Source organism: Paenibacillus sp. J22FR5 (assembly GCF_059691975.1).
The window spans coordinates 224,214-243,358 of record NZ_JCAUAN010000004.1 but is presented as its reverse complement, the minus strand read 5'-3'; the positions used below and the strand labels follow the sequence as shown (position 1 = coordinate 243,358).

General features: G+C 44.6%; 19 protein-coding genes. 8 read left to right on the top strand and 11 right to left on the bottom strand.

Annotated elements, in window-relative coordinates; translation table 11 throughout:
* Nucleotides 1-69: 69 nt before the first annotated feature.
* Nucleotides 70-300, bottom strand: coding sequence for a hypothetical protein (locus AC58P7_RS09040; RefSeq protein ID WP_497341934.1), 231 nt, complete (start codon nucleotides 298-300; stop codon nucleotides 70-72).
* Between the two features lie 175 nt (nucleotides 301-475).
* Between AC58P7_RS09040 and AC58P7_RS09035 the strand changes: the two genes are divergently transcribed.
* Nucleotides 476-1,330 (top strand): helix-turn-helix transcriptional regulator, encoded by an 855-nt coding sequence (locus AC58P7_RS09035; protein WP_497341932.1) that lies wholly within the window; start codon nucleotides 476-478, stop codon nucleotides 1,328-1,330.
* Between the two features lie 120 nt (nucleotides 1,331-1,450).
* On the opposite strand, the gene AC58P7_RS09030 is transcribed toward AC58P7_RS09035, so the two are convergent.
* From AC58P7_RS09030 to AC58P7_RS09015, 4 genes are all read right to left on the bottom strand, one after another.
* Nucleotides 1,451-1,756 (bottom strand): hypothetical protein, encoded by a 306-nt coding sequence (locus AC58P7_RS09030; RefSeq protein ID WP_497341931.1) that lies wholly within the window; start codon nucleotides 1,754-1,756, stop codon nucleotides 1,451-1,453.
* A 76-nt stretch (nucleotides 1,757-1,832) separates the two neighbouring features.
* Complete coding sequence (locus tag AC58P7_RS09025; RefSeq protein ID WP_497341929.1) at nucleotides 1,833-1,994, bottom strand: hypothetical protein; 162 nt, start codon at nucleotides 1,992-1,994, stop codon at nucleotides 1,833-1,835.
* 33 nt (nucleotides 1,995-2,027) lie between these two features.
* The gene (locus AC58P7_RS09020) at nucleotides 2,028-2,198 is read right to left on the bottom strand and encodes a hypothetical protein (RefSeq protein ID WP_497341927.1); all 171 of its coding nucleotides are present in this window, start codon (nucleotides 2,196-2,198) and stop codon (nucleotides 2,028-2,030) included.
* Between the two features lie 122 nt (nucleotides 2,199-2,320).
* Nucleotides 2,321-2,767: a DUF1761 domain-containing protein gene (locus AC58P7_RS09015; RefSeq protein ID WP_497341925.1), complete on the bottom strand. Its 447-nt coding sequence runs from the start codon at nucleotides 2,765-2,767 to the stop codon at nucleotides 2,321-2,323.
* 338 nt (nucleotides 2,768-3,105) lie between these two features.
* Between AC58P7_RS09015 and AC58P7_RS09010 the strand changes: the two genes are divergently transcribed.
* Both AC58P7_RS09010 and AC58P7_RS09005 read left to right on the top strand, forming a co-directional pair.
* Nucleotides 3,106-5,208, top strand: a complete 2,103-nt coding sequence (locus tag AC58P7_RS09010) for a CotS family spore coat protein (RefSeq protein ID WP_497341923.1) — start codon at nucleotides 3,106-3,108, stop codon at nucleotides 5,206-5,208.
* A gap of 20 nt (nucleotides 5,209-5,228) precedes the next feature.
* Entirely contained in the window at nucleotides 5,229-6,371 is a 1,143-nt protein-coding gene (locus tag AC58P7_RS09005) for a glycosyltransferase family 4 protein (RefSeq protein WP_497341921.1), read from the top strand.
* 296 nt (nucleotides 6,372-6,667) lie between these two features.
* Here AC58P7_RS09005 and AC58P7_RS09000 read toward each other — a convergent pair whose 3' ends face one another.
* Entirely contained in the window at nucleotides 6,668-7,153 is a 486-nt protein-coding gene (locus AC58P7_RS09000) for a hypothetical protein (protein ID WP_497341919.1), read from the bottom strand.
* 238 nt (nucleotides 7,154-7,391) lie between these two features.
* Between AC58P7_RS09000 and AC58P7_RS08995 the strand changes: the two genes are divergently transcribed.
* The 4 genes from AC58P7_RS08995 (at nucleotide 7,392) to AC58P7_RS08980 (ending at nucleotide 11,627) form a co-directional block, all read left to right on the top strand.
* Complete coding sequence (locus tag AC58P7_RS08995; protein ID WP_497341917.1) at nucleotides 7,392-8,375, top strand: sugar phosphate nucleotidyltransferase; 984 nt, start codon at nucleotides 7,392-7,394, stop codon at nucleotides 8,373-8,375.
* Entirely contained in the window at nucleotides 8,372-9,673 is a 1,302-nt protein-coding gene (locus AC58P7_RS08990) for a UDP-glucose dehydrogenase family protein (protein ID WP_497341915.1), read from the top strand. Before AC58P7_RS08995 ends, AC58P7_RS08990 begins: the two co-directional genes overlap by 4 nt.
* A 28-nt stretch (nucleotides 9,674-9,701) precedes the next feature.
* Nucleotides 9,702-10,652 carry an NAD-dependent epimerase/dehydratase family protein gene (locus AC58P7_RS08985; protein ID WP_497341913.1) on the top strand — a complete coding sequence of 317 codons (951 nt, stop codon included), beginning with the start codon at nucleotides 9,702-9,704 and terminating at the stop codon, nucleotides 10,650-10,652.
* A gap of 435 nt (nucleotides 10,653-11,087) precedes the next feature.
* Nucleotides 11,088-11,627 carry a hypothetical protein gene (locus AC58P7_RS08980; RefSeq protein ID WP_497341911.1) on the top strand — a complete coding sequence of 180 codons (540 nt, stop codon included), beginning with the start codon at nucleotides 11,088-11,090 and terminating at the stop codon, nucleotides 11,625-11,627.
* Nucleotides 11,628-11,733: 106 nt separating this feature from the next.
* On the opposite strand, the gene AC58P7_RS08975 is transcribed toward AC58P7_RS08980, so the two are convergent.
* The 5 genes from AC58P7_RS08975 to AC58P7_RS08955 form a co-directional block, all read right to left on the bottom strand.
* A complete protein-coding gene (locus AC58P7_RS08975) occupies nucleotides 11,734-13,608 on the bottom strand; it encodes an LTA synthase family protein (RefSeq protein WP_497341909.1) in 1,875 nt (624 codons plus the stop codon).
* Nucleotides 13,609-13,804: 196 nt separating this feature from the next.
* Nucleotides 13,805-14,014: a hypothetical protein gene (locus tag AC58P7_RS08970; RefSeq protein WP_497341907.1), complete on the bottom strand. Its 210-nt coding sequence runs from the start codon at nucleotides 14,012-14,014 to the stop codon at nucleotides 13,805-13,807.
* A complete protein-coding gene (locus AC58P7_RS08965; RefSeq protein ID WP_497341905.1) occupies nucleotides 14,015-15,751 on the bottom strand; it encodes an AAA family ATPase in 1,737 nt (578 codons plus the stop codon). It lies immediately after the preceding gene.
* An 89-nt stretch (nucleotides 15,752-15,840) separates the two neighbouring features.
* Nucleotides 15,841-16,131, bottom strand: a complete 291-nt coding sequence (locus AC58P7_RS08960) for a hypothetical protein (RefSeq protein WP_497341903.1) — start codon at nucleotides 16,129-16,131, stop codon at nucleotides 15,841-15,843.
* Between the two features lie 557 nt (nucleotides 16,132-16,688).
* Nucleotides 16,689-16,904 carry a hypothetical protein gene (locus tag AC58P7_RS08955; RefSeq protein WP_497341901.1) on the bottom strand — a complete coding sequence of 72 codons (216 nt, stop codon included), beginning with the start codon at nucleotides 16,902-16,904 and terminating at the stop codon, nucleotides 16,689-16,691.
* A gap of 47 nt (nucleotides 16,905-16,951) precedes the next feature.
* Between AC58P7_RS08955 and AC58P7_RS08950 the strand changes: the two genes are divergently transcribed.
* Nucleotides 16,952-19,117, top strand: a complete 2,166-nt coding sequence (locus AC58P7_RS08950; RefSeq protein ID WP_497341899.1) for an S-layer homology domain-containing protein — start codon at nucleotides 16,952-16,954, stop codon at nucleotides 19,115-19,117.
* Nucleotides 19,118-19,145 lie beyond the last annotated feature (28 nt).

Genomic DNA, 19,145 nt, shown 5'->3' with positions numbered 1-19,145 from the left:
TCCGCTTGCAAAGGTCCACTTTGCTTGACATGATTTGAACATTTTTTATTTATGAGAAATAACATTAACTTACGCTGTAACCGTAATAATAGGTGCAGAAATAGTCGGGTTCGTTACATTCGTTGCGATGTTTTCAAAGCTTACAACCTCTAGGGCAACCGGTGCACCAACCGTAAAAGGAGTAGGTAAACTAGTTAAAACAAGAGTTGTATCTGTTAGTGATGTCAACAAACTCCCCTGTTGCAGAACTCCATCCACATAAATATTTACATAACCACTTGCTGGCACCCCATTTCGCAAGCCATTAGCCTCAATGGAGACAAATACGATCAATTCCGCGATAATGTGCTAATTTCCGATTGTTATTATGGTATAAAGGATTTGCTATCGCGGCAAAATCTCTTCTGTTGCCAAAGGCACTCTTCAAATTCACTGCTTCATGCTACACTAGTGCATATAGAAAGGTGCTGATCAAATGGCTCCCAACCTGACTACTATGCAGCCAGCAGAAACAATTGGAATGCTGCCGGATTACCATTTTCCGCCCTATATCACGCTAGCCCATATGTTCCATGCCCCAAAGGGGTGGGCGATTCGCAATCGGGAGATGACGCAATTTATCCTGCAATATGTGGTGGACGGTTTTGCCCACTATCCCGTTGGTGACAATCCCTACGAGACGCACCGTGGCGATCTCTTATTTCATCGTCCCAATGAGCGTCACTCCATCATTAAAGAGGATCACAGTCCTTATGTGTGTATTTCGCTCGTGTTCCATTTCGGTAAGTCCGCGTTCCCATATGAGGAGCTTTTCAAGCATAAGCATATGCTCGGCAACTTCGCGGATCATCCGGTAGAGACCATGCTTTCACAGCTTGTTTCGCATTATCGCCAGCCGGGTCTCGTGCATCAGATGCACTGCCAAAGCCTGCTCATGCGCATTCTTGCTGAAGCTGCATTAGCCATCGAATCAGGCACAACACGCACCAAAACAGACGCGCTCACCATGCCAAAGCTGGTCTTAATCAAAAACTATCTCACCGAGCACTACAGTCGGGAGATTCAAATTAAAGAGTTGGAGGACGTTTCCGGCCTCAGCAAAAATTACATACTGACTTTATTCCGCCAGCATGTCGGAATGTCCCCCATGCAGTATTTGACGTGGATTCGCATCAACAAAGCGAAGGAGCTTGCCATTCAAAGCAGCCTTTCCTTTAGCGAAATTGCGGATCGCGTCGGCTATTCCGATGTCCATACCTTCGGACGTATGTTCAAGAAAAAAACGGGGCAAAGCTTAACCCAGTTTTGTGCGAATTTGATATATTCCTAGTTGGTGCTGTCTCACATAGCGCCGCTGCTCTCCTTTTACCAAAATGAAAAAGCTGCCCACAAGTAGATTCATCTACTTGTGGAACAGCCTCATCATTTCTCTTCCTAGCCACGCCAGTAATCATAATGCACATACCGACGTCTTCGGCGTCTGTTTCGCGCCAATCGCGAATGCGCCCGTAGGCTGATACTCGTAAGGAGTTTCACCCGACATATGAGCAGCTTCCTTACGCTTTTCGATGCAATCCACAAGCATATGCTGCTTAAGCGCCAAATACTCCAACGTATGCGGCCCGAACTTCGCTTCGATTTCGCCTGGACGGAACTCGTAATACACGGTCCTGCGAAGCGCATTCCCATCCCCTTCCGGTGAGCCATGAAGCAACTGAATGTTGTGGAAAATCACATCACCGGGATTCACGGGCACAGGCACAGCATCATAGGAACAACCTCCTCAGATATCATTCATACTTTTACTTTACTGCAATGCTCAGAGAAAAGATTTAGTCTAAACAGGCATTTTGGTTGCCAAAAGCACACTGTCTATTCAGATATTCCTTTGCCGCCATGCCAACTGCTTTTTGAATAACAGACCGAGCTTGTCTGCCGTGCAGCTTAGATGGCACAACGCAAAAAACACCCAAAGGGTGTTTCAGTTCTTCCATATGTCTTCGGGTAATCCCGCTTCAGTTAATACGCTAATGCTTCAATCTCCTTCTCGCTTCGAGTTCCTGCTTCAGCGCTTGTTCCACCAACTCTGCCATCGCATCAAATTTCTCTGCAACCGAGTAGGTCAGCATCGCCCCGCAGTGCGTACAACGCTTTAACTGGAGATCTGTTCGTTTGGAACAAGATTTGCAAGTAATCATGAGAAGTCGTCCCCTTTTATGTAATCAGATAGCTCTATTATACACATTTGGAAATCATCACACATCTCAGGTTTCGAAGGTTTATGATATACAATTAAAAAGTCAGCGTATCTTCAGATATTCTACTTCCAGAACCAAAAAATGAGTAACAACATCGTGAAGCGAACAACCTCATACGAGGAGTCAACGGCTACAACTAGCCAACTTTTGAATTGCCATACCTTCTTGCCAACGGTGAATGGAAGCGTAGAGCCCGCTGCTAGGAGCATAGTAAACCAGAACGCATTCGACAATCGATCTCCGTCATAATTAAACGCTTGTCCACCAGCTTTCCATAACTCTAAGCATACGGCAAAAGCTATGGAAGTCACGAAAGAGACAAGGATATAAATGACAAAGGATTGAATCTTAACTGACTTACTTACGGTATTATTAGCCTGTTCCAACTTTCCGTACATGTCCTTCTGATAAGGCTTTGCCCATATGACTGCCATCCATAAAAAGCCTACAACTAACGATAAAACGCCTGTGACCAACACTGCCCAATAATTGATTGAATTCAACAACATATCCTATCTCCTCATCTCATTTGCACAATTTAACGAAACCTTTTGGTTTCGCTTTTTATTATATACAACCATTTGGTTTCATGTCAATTCAATCTTTTCGGTGAAAAGTCGAACGGAAGACTCATCGTTTTTCATGAAACTCCACTCTTGTACATATCAACCATTCACCTAATGACATATGCATAGAAATAGATAAACCTAATCTGGTTTATGTGAGGTGATCTTTCATTCGCAGCAGTTCGATGATGTAAAGAAGTGGATCACAATAGCAATATCGCAGCATCTGTAAGTGTATAGTACGTACAATTCACTTTAAAATACGTGATGGAGTGATGGTGGTGGAAAATTATCAAATCGTCCCCTGGATCAATGACGTCTTGGATCCAGGAATCGTGGCTAACATGTATGTTCCTCCTGGGTTAGAGATGTTGGCAAGAGAGGTCATGACTCATTATGACATGCAGGTCTATGATATGCTCTTGATTACCTCCAAACCTGATAAAGGTGGCGCTATTTGGAAAATCAGCACAAGTAAGGGCAATCTTAGTATTAAATGTTTACACAGACGGCCAAGAAGAAGTCTTTTCAGTGTAGGCGCTCAAGCGTACATGTCAGGGTTAGGTTACCGAGTCCCTTCTTTCATTCCTACAAAGGAAGGCAATTTCTATGTTGAAGCTGGTGGTAAACTATGGATCGTGACCGACTGGATCGAACCTCTGGTACCCGTATCAAAAGTTGACCTTGAAGGAGCCTCGCAGCTGTGCTTCGGATTAGGTGAGTTCCACAAAAACTCCAAGGGGTATGTCCCACCTAGCGGCTCTGAGAAATCTTCACGTATTTACGGTTGGGGTAAATATTACGAAAAAATAATTGCCAAAATTGGCTGGTTTCAGGATATCGCCCACGCCTACTCAGAAACAGCAGCAAGCGCAAGTTTACTTGCCGTCATCGAGGAATTCAAGCGGCAGGCTAACGACATGTATCAACGTTTTCAAAACTCCCCTTACAACAGCATGTTAGCCAAAGGTGAGCCACACTGGGGGCTTGCCCACCAGGATTTTGGTTGGTCGAATGGTCAGATGGGGCCTGGCGGCATCTGGGTTATCGATTTAGACGGGGTTTCCTATGATCTGCCGATTCGTGATTTACGCAAATTGATTACGAGTACCATGGATGATATGGGTGTTTGGGACTTGACATGGATACGCGGCATGATTGAAGCATACCATCGAGCCAATCCACTTGACCAAGAAACCTTCGAAATATTGTGGATTGATATGGCCTTCCCAAATGAATTCTACAAGCATGTTAAAGAAATTGTTTTTAATCCCCAAGTTTTCCTTGAGACTGAACTAGCACCAATCCTTCAAAGAGTCATGACAACTGAAACGAGTAAATGGCAGGCATTAACAGAACTTGAAAAAGACAAGGCAAATTACCCTGCTGGGGACTACTCGGGAACCGTCACACCATTTATTACTGATCGTCCGATTGTTCTTCCAGGTGCTACGTTGCAACCAACTTACTCCAATGCCCCAATTACGCCAATTACACCAGTTACACCTGTTACACCTGTTACGCCAGTTACGCCAGTTACGCCAGTTACACCAGTTACACCAGTTACACCAGTTACACCAGTTACACCAGTTACACCAGTTACACCAGTTACACCAGTTACACCAGTTACACCAGTTACACCAGTTACACCAGTTACGCCAGTTACGCCAGTTACGCCAGTTACGCCAGTTGTAGAAGAGATCATCCCAATTCCGCTTGAGACAGAACCTGTATATGCCGAGTTGCCAGCATCGGTAACCCTGCCTGTAATAGAGGAAGAGAACATCATCTCTGTACCTTCTGCACCAGAGCCGGTTTATTTAGAAAAGCCTGCTGTCGTTACCATCCCTTCTACGAGAAAATCAAAACGTGTTTACGCCGATGCACCTAAATCAGAAAAAACGATTACGGTTCCTGTTTCACCAGATCCTGTAAATGCAGAAGTACCCGCTGCGATTACCGTGCCTGCAATGCCTGCAATGCCTGCAATCCCTGTAATTCCTGCAGTCCCTGTTCCAGAGCTAATTCAATTGCCAGCTCGTAGACAAAGAAAATTCACACTTCGTGTACCGAAACGTCGCAAAACCAAAATCATCAAAAAAACGCGAACTTTCAAACGAAAAAGACAAAGAAAGCTTACGAAATGGAAACGCCGCACAGGTGTAAGAATTATTTGGGGTTACAAAAAATGGCGAGCTAAGAAAACTTTGAAGCCGTTACTTCGTGCTAAAAAGAAACAAATGAAACGCAAACAAGTATTGAAGAAGCCTGTTAAGCGAATAGCGAAACCTTATCCAAAAAAAATACAACAAACACAACGGAATATGAACGTTTCACCTCCGTTGTTAAAAAAGCAGATTCAACTCAGAAAAAGGACTGCCTGAAGAAAGGAAGCTGTTAACTTGTGAACATTCTGATGATTTGTACAGAAAAGCTGCCTGTCCCCAACATTCGAGGGGGAGCCATCCAAACCTATATAGACGGAGTGGCCTCGCTGTTAAGTAAACATCACAGAATTACGATTCTTGGAAGAACGGACCCCGCTTTACCAAACGATGAAGTTGTAGATGGCATCCGTTATGTGCGTGTTGATTCAGAAAGTTTACTTGAGGCATACGCACCGAATGTCATTCAGTTTCTGGAGAATACGTCAGAACACTTCGATATCATTCATATTTTTAACCGTCCCTTGCTGGTCCTTCCTGTACGCAAGGTTGCCTCTTCATCCCGCATTATTCTAAGCATGCATAACGATATGTTTAATCCATTTAAGATTGCGCCCAGTGAGGGCAATGCTGTGATTGAACAAACAGAACGTATCATTACCATTAGTAATTATATTGGAACCGCCATCTGTGATTTCTATCCTCATGCAGCTGATAAAATAAAACCAATTTACTCCGGCGTCGATTTAAATCGCTTTGCGCCATGGATGGAGTCCGAAAGTGCACGAAGAGCTCGGGAGAGCCTTAGGGCAGAACACAACCTCACGAACAAGAAAGTCATATTGTTTGTCGGGAGGCTAACCCGTAATAAAGGGCCCCATGTGTTAGTACGTGCGATGTCGCAAATCAATCATCCGGATGCTGTACTCGTTGTTGTTGGTGGTGCTTGGTTTAGTGATAACTCAATAAGTGATTATGTCGCTTACGTAAGAGCGCTTGCCGTACGCTCACCACTTCCAGTCATAACGACTGGCTATGTTCAAGCCAACGATGTTCACCGCTGGTTCTGTGCGGGAGATGTTTTTGTCTGTACGTCCATTTGGCAGGAGCCTTTGGCCCGAGTACACTATGAAGCCATGGCTGCTGGTCTGCCTTTCCTCACGACAGCTAGAGGCGGTAATCCGGAAATCGTTAAGAACAATAACGGTATTCTCATCGATAACCCAGAAGACCCTAGAGAATATGCACAGAAATTGAACACGCTGCTGACTGATCTGGGCAATGCACGTCAAATGGGACTTAACGGCCGTAGATTAGCAGAAGGAAATTTCTCGTGGGAACGTGTTGCTCGGGAAATTCTGGCCGTCTGGGAACAAAGATAGGCATGAACAAGGGGATTTCTAGTTAGCAGTTAGAACGAAGAGGCTGTCCAGTAAGTAGACATTTCTACTTGGGGACAGCCCATTTTTCGTACCAAGAGACTCATGACACGTCTACTTGACTGCAACCTAAGAATGTAGAAAAAACCCCTTACTACGAGTATGAATCTACTGCGAAAACGAGCAGAAGCCATAACAAGAGTAAGAGGTTTTCCATGCATGGAGTGGCAAAGCTTAAAGCCAGTACCCTTCTTTCATGACTCAAATCGCTATCGACGTGCTTATTGTTCTTCTGCTACTTATGCTTCTTCGTCTTCATCATCATCGTCGTCGTCGTCATCTTCATCTTCATCTTCATCTTCATCTTCTTCGTCTGATTCTTCTTCACCTTCTGCAGCAGCTACTGTCGCTTCGTCTTCATTTTCATCTTCTTCGTCATCATTGTCGTCGTCATCATCGTCATCATCGTCATCTTCTTCGTCTGATTCTTCTTCATCTCCTGCAGCTGATACCGTTACTTCGTCTTCGTCTTCGTCCTCGTCATCTTCTTCGTCTGATTCTTCGTCTTCGCCATCTTCTTCATCGACTCCACCAAACTCCAACTTTGTTCCGTCAGCTAATTCCACCTCAGCTTCGTCGACTTGCTCCCAATCAATGTCTTTCATTAAATCATTGATTTCAGTTAAGTCAACCTTGTCTTTGTCACCGTTCACATACTCCAATGAGATCTCTGTCACTTCGGGATGCGCTTTTAAATAACTGAGTAATTGTTCTAGACTTTCCAAAATAATCATTCCTCTCGCATTCATTTAGAAACTTTAATTGTCTCCATGTATACTATGATTTTTCCAACCCCCTGCTTAGGCTCTTGATAGAGTAGATTCGCGGATTATGATTGGCCTGATAGAAGAAGTACATAAAACGTATACATATCAGCTTATTTTCCCTGTGAATAGCCCTTACATTTCATAATTTTCATCATAAATTAATAATGTCTTCATATAGACAAGGAGGTAAAAGCTTATGAAAGGATTAATTCTCTGTGCAGGCAAAGGTACTAGACTTCAACCTTTTTCCAATATAAAGCCTAAAGGTTTGCTTCCAGTGGCGAATAAACCCTTAATTTATTATGGTATCGAAAAGCTAGTGGAATTAGGTATCTACGAGATCGGTATCGTAATCCGGCCTAGTCTCCACACCATGTTTTTGGAAGAAGTAGGTACTGGCGAAAGGTGGAATGTTAACATCACATATATTTTCCAAAAGAATCCTTTGGGTATCTCAGACGCTGTCAAACACTCCGAGTCTTTCATGGACAACGAACCCTTCGTGCTGCTTCTTGGCGATAATTTGATAACGCAAGATCTTCATGGCTTATGTCACGCAATTACACACGATGGACACGATGCAGCTATTCTGCTAAGAAAAGTGCCGAATCCAAAGGCTTTTGGAATTGCCGAAATTAACAAAGATCGAATCGTTGGTCTGGAAGAAAAGCCTTCAGTGCCCAAGTCAGATCTTGCGGTACTGGGGAGTTACGCGTTTAAACCGAGTATTTTTGAAGCCGTTCATGCGATCAGTCCTTCTGCCAGAGGCGAATACGAAATTACGGATGCCATTCAGTGGCTGATCCATCAACAATTTTCAGTGTCTTATCAAATAACGGAAAAGAATTTCTCGGATGTCGGTACCATGAAAGGCTGGCTAGACGCGAACAAGTGGATGTTGAAGCTTATGGAGGATGAAGGTTTGCTGACGTATCGAACAGATTTCCCAGGAACCACCCTAATCCCACCTGTATGTATCGACCCTAGTGCAGAATTAATCAATTGTGTGATTGGACCTTACGTGTCGATCGGACCTAATGTCAGACTAGAAAGTTGTACATTAGAAAACAGCATCTTGCTAGAGTACGCCATTCTTAATCCTAACCATTATCCAATGACGAACTCGATTATCAGTCCACAGTCGGTGTTCGTTCAAGAAGACGGAGGGTCGAGAAAATGAAACAAATGAACATTTTAATCATGGGTATGGGCTATGTAGGGATTACAACTGGATTGGTATTTGCTGAACTGGGATGGCAGGTTACGGGGTTAGATACGGATATGATGAAAATACAGGGACTTTCTGAGGGCAAGTTATCTTTTTACGAACCAGGGCTGGACCACTTATTAAAGAAACACTTAGCATCGGGAAACATTCGCTTCACTTCCTCTCCAGAAAAAGGAATACGTGAAAATTCAATCCTCTTCCTCTGTGTTGGCACCCCCTCCGATAAAGATGGAAGCGCTGATCTTCAGTCCGTTCGAGCAGCTGCCCAAAGTATTGGTACTTTCATGGATGACTATAAAATAATTACTGTGAAAAGCACAGTTCCCATAGATACAAACCGCAAATTAGTCAACTGGGTCAAAGAATCACAAACTCATCCCCACCCGTTCGATGTTGTTTCCAATCCAGAGTTCCTTCGGGAAGGCAGCGCGCTGTATGATTCTCTTAATCCCGATCGCATTATTATAGGAAGCGACAATGCGCAAGCCGCAAATGTCATTACATCCTTATATGGGCAATTAAAAGCCCCCGTTTTGGTTACCAAACCCAGAACTGCAGAATTGATTAAATATGCATCGAACGCCTTCTTAGCAACTAAAATCTCCTATGTAAATGAATTATCAAGACTATGCGAATCCCTGGAAGTAAATGTATCCGACGTCACTAAGGGAATGGGCATGGATCAACGGATCGGTCCCCATTTCTTAAAAGCCGGGATCGGTTATGGCGGTTCTTGCTTCCCGAAAGATAGCATGGCTCTCTTATATACGGCGAAGGAGCAACAAGTTGATCTCAGCATTCTTGAAAAAGTCGTTAACGTTAACAACTCACAATCTTCGCACTTTTTGAACATATGGGAACAAAAGTTAGGTGGCTTCAGCCATAAAACCATTGCCGTTCTTGGCATTTCCTTTAAACCGAATACCGATGATTTAAGGGAAGCACCTGCCCTTTCCATCATTCAACAATTACATCGCAAACAAGCGAATTTAAGAGTACACGATCCCATCGCAAAACTTCCTGAAGTTCTTCGATCTGAAAATGTTCAACAATTCGAATCCATCGAGGTGACGTTGCATCAATGCGACGCAATTCTCCTTTGTTCAGAATGGAAAAACTATATCGATGCTGATTGGGCGCAATTACGAGCGTATCTGAAAGATTATTTCGTTTTCGATGGAAGAAATATGCTAAACGGCAAAGAAATGACCAAGCTGGGCTATTCGTATTTCGGCATCGGAAATAGATAATCTGCCTCACGAAAGGAGCTTACTTAGCATGAAAATACTCGTCACGGGAGCAGCTGGGTTTATCGGATCTCATCTATGTGAAAAGCTTCTACAAGATCCAAGACATGAAGTCATTGGCTTGGATGCTTTCGTCCAGAAGTCTCCAACCCCTGTTCAGGTAAGGGAGTATAACCTTCGTTTTTTACTCCAACATGACCGATTCACTTTCATTAACCAGAATTTATTACATGTTCCGTGGGAGGCAATTCTTCCAGACGTTGATATCGTTTACCACTTGGCTGGCATGCCTGGCGTTCGTTCTAGCTGGGGCGAGGATTTCAAATCCTACGTCAGCAATAACATCGAAGCCACCCAACGGCTGCTAGAAGGCTGTCGCAAGCATCCCGTGAGTAAATTCGTGTACGCATCAACATCTTCCGTTTACGGCGAAAAAACAAATCAAGTGAATGAGGCCGCTACTACAGAGCCACTCTCGCCTTATGGGGTCACCAAACTGACTGGAGAGCAGCTCTGTAAGGTGTATGCGCATAACCATGAACTACCTGTCGTTATTTTACGATTCTTCACTGTGTACGGTCCTAGACAGCGTCCTGACATGGCCTTCCATCGTTTTATCCAGCATATCCGGCAAAACAAACCAATCCCCATCCACGGTGACGGGCTGCAAACTCGCGACTTTACGTATGTTAGCGACTGTGTGGAGGCCATCGCAGCAACGGCCTACGCTGCAAATATCATCGGCGAAACCATCAATATCGGTGGGAAAGAACGTGCATCCGTACTTGATTGCATCGCCATTCTTGAGGAGCTTTTTGGTCGAAAAATAGACAGGCAATTTCTCGGCAAAGCCTCGGGAGAGCCTCGTCATACTTGGGCGGATATTCGTAAGGCACAATCCCTGCTCGGCTATCAACCACAGATCGATTTACGCACGGGGCTTCTAGCGGAAATGAAGGATTTAACGCAGACTCCTTATTAATAAGGAGCATCTCTATGACGAATAACTGGATTTCTTACATCTAAATGATGTGGAAATATCCAGTTTTTTATTTGAAATGAATTTTCTTAGAGTACCCAGCATACAAGTTCGGAAATTAGACAAAAAATAGACGAATTTAACGACAATAGATCCAGTTATTTGTATAAAAAGGATAAAAACAACCATTTTAGATGCCTAAAATCCAGTTATTTGATAATTGCAAGTCCCACCTCCCTCTAAGCTGTCACAATTAGAAGCGTTTCCATAAGATCCTCATAGGAAATTCGCAGTTACCCTGCGCGATGACGCTATTTCAAGTTTGCAAATCCTACCCTTATCGTTTATATTCTTATCTTGCTGGCTATTCTACTAACATAGAATTCGGTTTATTTAGTAATATAAGCCAGTACATAAATGACGATGAGGTGTACCCAAATGACATTGAAAAAAACGGCTGCAGGGCTTCTTATACTTACAATGGCAGTAACAGGCGCTGCATGTTCTTCCAAAGATTCCACAACTTCACCAACTCCTGCTGCTACAGCAACGGCAGCTCCACAAACAACGGCTGTAACTCAGGATGCAACGAACATGAAAGGCTATATCGCAGTTAGAATTGCACGCGAGAAAGTAGATTACTTATTTGCAGAAGCGAAATCCGCAGACGGCGCATTTATCTTAAACCCAATCGCAGCTACAGATAAAGAGACAGCAAAGAAGTTTCTATCTAGCTACTTCGACGCTTCGATGTTAGATACCCTAGCGAATCATTATGTTACGGATACGAAGGCAGGTTCGACGTTCCTTACGAATACCAAATCGTACTTTACTTCCAATATTCTGACGACAAAAAAAGAAGAAATCACGTTTGATAAAGCGAACACGCCTGAGCTCGTGAAATTTACGACCAAAGACGGCGTTACGTATACTACGAAAAAAGTGAACGATAAATTCGTTCTTTCTGAAGTTAAATAGTTTTACTTGCATGTACAAGAAAAATCCCATGTGAACAATGATACATCATTGTTCACATGGGATTTTTTGGTCATGAGCAGTTCATAGCAGCCCTACTCATTTTTTTCTATTGTGCAAAATAGTTGCTCTCATGAATCCAATTGGCGATTTGGAACGAGCGCAGAATATGATCTTTCTCTGACTCCCGCGGCGCTCCAACCAACGTTCCATTGTTGAGAATGGTAAAATTCTTATTCGTATTCACAAGAATTTTCCCCATCGCTGTTGACTCAAATTTCGCTTTATCAACACCCATTAGGTAGGCAAGTGTAGGAAGCGTGTCAATTTGACCACCGATCGTGGGAATTTCCTCGCTTTGCATCCCTTTGCTGTACACAATGAATGGCAGTTGCAACGAATGCGTTCTCCACGCTTCATTTTCCAATGATGGAATCGCGTCGACTTGGTCCTGATAGTACTTATGAACCCCTGTATGATCGCCATAAATCGCAATAACAGATTGATCCAACAAGCCTAATTGATCCAGCTTGTCTATGAATGCGCCGATTTGTTTATCCGTGTAATTGATCGCTTGGAAATAAGCGCCCATGATCGTCTTGTCCAAGCTTGGATCTAGACGAAGCTTCCTCGTTTTCTCTGGTAAATCGAAAGGACCGTGGCTGGACAAGGTAACTACATGAAGCATGAACGGGGATTGCACATCTGTCATTTTATCCCCTAGCTGTTTGAGATAAGACTCGTCTGACAAGCCAAGTCCTACCGTATCGTCTTCCTTGTACTTCCTTAAATCCCAGCTCGTTTGGTATCCGATATTGTGATGGGCTTCGACCCAGTTCCAGCTTCCCGCTGGCTCCGCATGGGTAGAAATTGTTTGATAACCCATACCCTCCATCAGCTTCGGCAGCGAATTATAGGTGTTCGTCGGATATCGGAAGAAATTCGCGCCTGATCGCAATGGAAACACCGATGTAGTCGTCATCAAATCACTATCCGAGCTAGTACCATTGTTGACTTGCTCATAGAAATTTGTGAAATACAAGCTGTTCCCAAGTAAACGGTTGATGTTCGGCGTAATTTCTTGTCCGTTAACCTTCTGACCAATCACGAAATTTTCCAAGGATTCTACTTGAATCACGATCAGATTTTTCCCTTGAAACATCCCTTTGTAGCTATTATCAGGGAGTCCCTCTGCATTGCTCGCTAACCAATTCTTCACTTCTGCGCTTTCTTGTTCGGCCAGCTTGATCCCCTTGGCTTCACCGAAAAGCCGTAATCCATCATACAGATGATACCCAATGGGAGACATATCTGACATCGACTGGAATGGCGCCCAGCTTAGCTTGAAGAACATCATCTCGCCCTTCGTTGTATTCTTGACATCGATCCGATAGTGATCGTAAGAAACGACGCCAACAGCCACTAGCATGAGTATCATGGCTAAGACAGGATGTCTATGGCGCTCGCGTCGGCGTGACATAATCGAAGAGCTTTTCATGCGGATAAAGAGAAAGGCACCTATACCAACAAAGTCAATCAACAACCAGAAATCAAACGGACGAATAAACGCCCAAAGGTTATAATCCAGTGGATTGAATCCATTGGGATGAAGAATAAAGCGAAGCGAAAGAAACGCTGCATACGCTCTGTAATAAACTAAATCGCAAAACAATAGTAAGCTAAACAACAGATGAATGCCAATCAAATAAATGCGTCGGCCTCGCTTTTTGAAGAACAACCCCATTGCGACAACAAATAAAATAAACATGAAATGCGACAAGATTGGCGGCACTGTGAAATACATGTTGCCAATATTAATCCCTGCATTGTCTGGCGCGTGCAGCGCTGCAAGTAAGAATTCTGACTTCCATAGGATAGCAGCGAACGTATACAACGTCAGCTTTTGACTGCTCAGTACTACACCTAGGAAACTTTGGAGCGTGGAAAAGAATATCTTTCTTCTATTGGTTGATAATTGCAGCAAAGATGGTTCACCTCATACTTCTTGATTTCAAGCCGATTTTCCCATTCTATCATAAATTACCATCGTATGCTGCCTACAAATATTGCAAAATAACGAAAACGCAGGTGCTTGCGGCCGCTAGACGCAGCAAAAAGGACCTGAGGCATTCGCCGCAAGATCCTTATCTATCTGTAAATCACATAAATTTACACACTATCTACGGCAAGGTTCTAGGTGGAACTGAGAACCCAGGTGCATCGGACTTGGCATCTATGAATTTTAACCTAGTAGGATCATACTCCAAATTAATTTCAAAAGCATGTACATCGACCAATTGATGTCCATCTATGACAACCTCAATGGTGTCTTGCCCCCTTCTGACCACGATAGCCAAAAAGGAGGCAACCTCTGGGATGATTCCGTTCACTTAGGAATCCTTGAGTTCTTCATCCAAATCATCCATTACTGGCGGTTTATCCAGCGCAGCCGGCAGTTTCAGTGGAATTGGCTTCACCTCAATCGCTCTAGGTCGTGTATCCCCATACAGCTGATCAAAGATCTCCTCAATTTCATCACCTGTCAAATCTTCCCGCTTCAACAGTTCTTCCGCGATCTTATGGACGAAATCTGTATAATCCAACATGAGCTTCTTCACTTCGAGCATCTGTTGGTTCAGAAGTTCATTAATCTTCGGTCGAAGTGCCCTGAGTCCATCCGTGCGAGAGCCAACTGCTAGGAAGCTGAACAACTCATCGCCCATTCCCAGCATCCCCAGATAAGCACCTGCAATTTGCGTTGCATGCTGTAAGTCCGAAGTAACACCGTTTAATTTCTTGTGTAGGAACTCATCTTCTACCGCACGGGCAGCCAGACAAACCTGAATCTCTGCTAACATCTCAGAGTCGCTTCGGTTATACCGCTCATGCGTCTCCTTCGTGGCCGAAAGTCCAAGCGCGCCACCACGGCGAATGATCGTAACTTTCCATACACGCTCGTGAGGCTTAAGCAGGAACTGTGCCACCGCATGACCCGCTTCATGATAAGCAACATTGCGCTTCTCATCATCTCGCATGGAGCGAAGCGGCTGTTTGAGTCCCCACTCATAGGTCTCCATCGCAGCGCGGAAGTCCTCGTAACTGGCAGCCTGTGCACCACGCTGATGCGCGATGACAACTGCCTCATTGACGATGTGTTTGATTTGCGCAGGGCTGTATCCAATGGAATCCAGACCCGCTTTTTCCGCTGTTAGCGATTCGTCCAGCTTTACTTTCTTCAGGTAGTATTGGAAAATATCTACCCGACCGTCATAGTCAGGCACATCCACCCAGAGCTGCCGATCGAAACGACCTGGTCGAAGCAGGGCAGAATCGAGTACATCGGGCAAATTGGTCGCTGCCACTGTGAGTACTGGCGGTCGTTCTGCCTTTTTACGGCGAAGACCTAGCGAACGCAGCATTTTCACAATTTTGGAGTTATCGATATTGGGTGGGTCCATTTGCAGGAGCAGCTCGTTCAATAAGCCTGAACCGCCGCCCATCCCCATCATGCCCATCATACCGCCGCCAGCACCACCGCCTTGTCGGCTCATCCCGATAGCATCGATCTCGTCAATAAAAATAATACAAGCACCATAGACACGCGCGAGCTTCCGAGCCTTTTTGTAAATACCCATCACCTTCAAGTTACCGACACCGAAGAACATGTTCTGAAAACTTGGTGCTGATGCGTAAGCAAAAGGAACTTGTGCTTCATTCGCAATAACCTGTGCTAAGTATGATTTCCCTGTTCCTGGCGGTCCACAGAGCAGCAATCCGCGAATCGCTTCTCCACCCATCTCCTTGAATTCTTTGACGCCCTTGAGCAGAGTCACAATACGCTTCGCATTTTCCACAATTTCGGGATTCCCACGATAATCGTCCCACGTCGAGCCCGTCTCTCCAGGCAGAATCCAGTACGTTCGCCCTCTAGCTAGAAACCAGAAAAGCGCAACAAACTGAATGATCATAAAAGCCATAGCGAAAACCAGGTTCATCAGCAGGCTGGCTATACTACGCGCGACACTCCAATAGGTCGGCCCACCTGCCCATAACAGCCCGAAAAGCAAAGCAATGGCTGTTAGCCAGAGGATAAACTTTCGCCATCTAATCCATTGATATCTCCTCATGGCTACACTTCCTTCATATATAAAGTTTGAATATCCCTATGAAAAAAACTCATTTCATGGCCCTGCTTGAAGCAGGGCCACCAGCAAGATTATTGGAATCTTTTAATGATATCCAGCACATACTTGATCATCACAGCGAGACCGCAAATGAAATAAAAAATTACCACAATCCAGCCTGTCGGATCAAAGGAAATCATAGATAGTAGAACCGTCAGTGGCAGCACAAAGTATAGGACATCTTTCAAATAACCTAGCACGACTGAAGGACCAACGGAGCCAGACCAAAAGGATTTGAAGAACGCGATAAGAAAATCAATCAACATGAAGCCAAAAACGCCCCACAACGTGTAAATTATCCAGCCCTCAAGTGAATTTGTCACTTTTCATCACCACCTTCCTACATACTATGCTAGGAATTGGGACGGGTGAATGACCAGTAGGCGAGAACGAATTTGCTTGAAATATTTTACTTCTATTACTTACTTCATAAAGCGCTATTTTCCTTCTCATGCATGATTCTTTTAAGAAAAATATATTACTTTTTTTAAAAAATAAGACCGAAGTATTCGCCGGAATCTTTGAAAACCCACCAATGATTAGCCGCTAGATCGCGAAAGCGCAACCAAGCTAATGATATTAAGGGAATGCTAGCGGTTGCGCGGCTAGCGGTGCACTATTTCGGGCTTGTTAAGAGTGGTTGACCACTCTTATTCGGGCGATTCCCGCCGCTTTGCGTGAATTAGAAGCGGATGGCCGCTCTTATTCAAGCCGTTTGTCACGACGGAGCCCTCTTTCGGGTTTGTTAAGAGTGGTTGACCACTCTTATTCGAGGGATTCTCGCCGCTTTGCGTGAATTAGAAGCGGTTGACTGCTCTTATTCAAGCCGTTTTTCACGACGGAGCCCTCTTTCGGGCTTGTTAAGAGTGGTTGACCACTCTTATTCGAGGGATTCTCGCCGCTTTGCGTGAATTAGAAGCGGTTGACTGCTCTTATTCAAGCCGTTTGTCACGACGGAGCCCTCTTTCGGGCCGATTTCCACGGCTTGGCGCAGCACAGGCGAAACGACTTCCTTTTTTTTACAACCAACACCCAGAAAAACCCATCTACTTCCGAATACTGTAATTAGCTTAACTAACTCAAGCACGCACCGCATAATCGCAATTTTCTACTCATTTATTTTATTAAGGAGAGAAGAAAAAGATGAAGCATTCGCGTATGAAAAAACTGCTAGTACCCACACTCGCCCTTTCACTCGTAATGGGAATGGGGACCACGGCCTTCGCTTCGAACGGTCGTGACAACAAAGATAACGAGCACAACAACAATTCGCGTTGGACCTCCGACAAACGCCCGAAAGCAGAAATAAAATTTGACTTCAAAGATATAAAGGGCAAAGATTTTGAATGGGCTTTAAGCTACATCATGAGTCTGGTTTCTAGACGCATTTTCGATGGGTATCCCGATGGCACGTTTAAACCGCAAGAAACGGTTACTCGAATCGAAGCGATTACAGCAGCGGTAAGGTTAATGGGGCTGCGTGATCAAGCCGAATCCGACGAAGAGATGGCGACCAAGCTGAATTTTAATGATGCAGCGAAAATTCCTTCTTGGGCTGTTGGTTATGTGGCCGTCGCGTTGGAGAACGACCTGTTCGCCGAATCTGACACGAACGTTAATCCCAATCAGCCGGCTGATCGACTATGGGCGACAACGCTTTTGGTTAAAGCATTGAAGCTTCAGGACGAAGCCGAATCCAACATGAACGCGAAGCTCCCGTTCTCCGACTCCTCCAGCGTGCCTGCCGGATCAGTCGGATACGTCAAGGTAGCCGTCGATAAAGGTCTCGTGAATGGCTTTGAGGATAATACTTTCCGCCCCAAACAACTCGTCACCCGCGCGCAAATTGCTGCGTTATTAGATCGCGCAGGCAATCAATTGCCTAGCAGCATTGACGGTTTAGTTACTGGAACAGTATTAGCGCCTGTGAGTGGCAATGTTTTGTCCATTCGAAGTAATGGACAAAACATGAATATAACACTGGATACCAATGTGTTTATTTATCGAAATGGTGCTAAAGTCAGTCCTTCCGCTTTGCAAACGGGAGACGTTCTGAAGATCCGTTCCTACGATGGTAACATCATCTACATTGAAGTTACTCAGCCGATCGGTGGGAACCCGACAACTCCAACGCAGGCCATTGGCGTAAAGACCGGCATGGTGGCCGCAGCTGTAACGGGTAACACACTCACCCTCTTGAGCGGTGGGCAAACCATTTCACTCCCGCTAAACAGTAATGTGCTATATTTCAGAAATGGTTCTCAGATTGCAGCTTCAGGTATACAAATCGGTGATATTGTCAGCACACGCTCCTACAACTATGGCGTCAGCTTCGTTGAAGTAACACAGCCTGTTGGAACGGTTGGGACACCAACCAATTACGATACTGTTGTATCGGGCACCATGGCCTTCCCGACTAGTAATAATGTTCTGCTGTTAAACACGAACAACCAAATCAAAGGACTTCCGCTTAACAGTAACGCGATCGTGTACAAAAATGGCGCACTTACGAATCTGGCCGCGCTGCAGGTTGGCGATGTCCTGACAACCTACGCCTACAATAATTACGTAGCTGTCATCGAAGTCACCAAAAGTGTGACACAAGTGACGACTTCAGGTGAGATGACCGGAACCATTGTGGGTCCGATCAGCAATAACCTACTCACCCTATCGAGTGGCGGTCAATCCTACAGCTTGCAGCTTCATGCAAACACATCCATCTACTTGAACGGTGCTCAAACGACAATCGGCGTACTTCTGCCAGGTGATGTAATTAAGGTACATTACTATAACGGTGTTGTACTTCACGCCGAGGTGAGCCAGCGTGGGGATGGAACATCCTCTGCGCTTCCGACAATTACACAGCTTACAGGTACGATCATTTCAGCTACGAACAATGTCATCATTCTTGTTAGTGGCAACCAAGCGCAAGCCATTACTTTGAATGACAAAGCATTCGTCTATCGCAATGGCGCTTTGGTTAGCGCTTCAGCCCTTCAGCCAGGTGACATTGTTAAGATCCGTTCCTATAATAACTCGGCCATTTATGCCGAAGTCACACAACTCACCAACGGTAACAACACGAATTTTAGTGTTTCGGGGACGTTTAACAGCGTAACCTTTACCAATCAGGGTAAAATTGCGACGATCACGATCAACCAAACTGGTACGAATGGAAACAGCGTTACGACCACATATAACGTATCCTCGAGCGTGACGATAACTGGTAACATTACGAATTTGGTAGCCAATCATGTGATTACCTTGCAAGGCATAGGGGCCGTGATTACTACGATTAATATTCAGTAGTCTCGTCCATATATCACAAAAAAAGTGG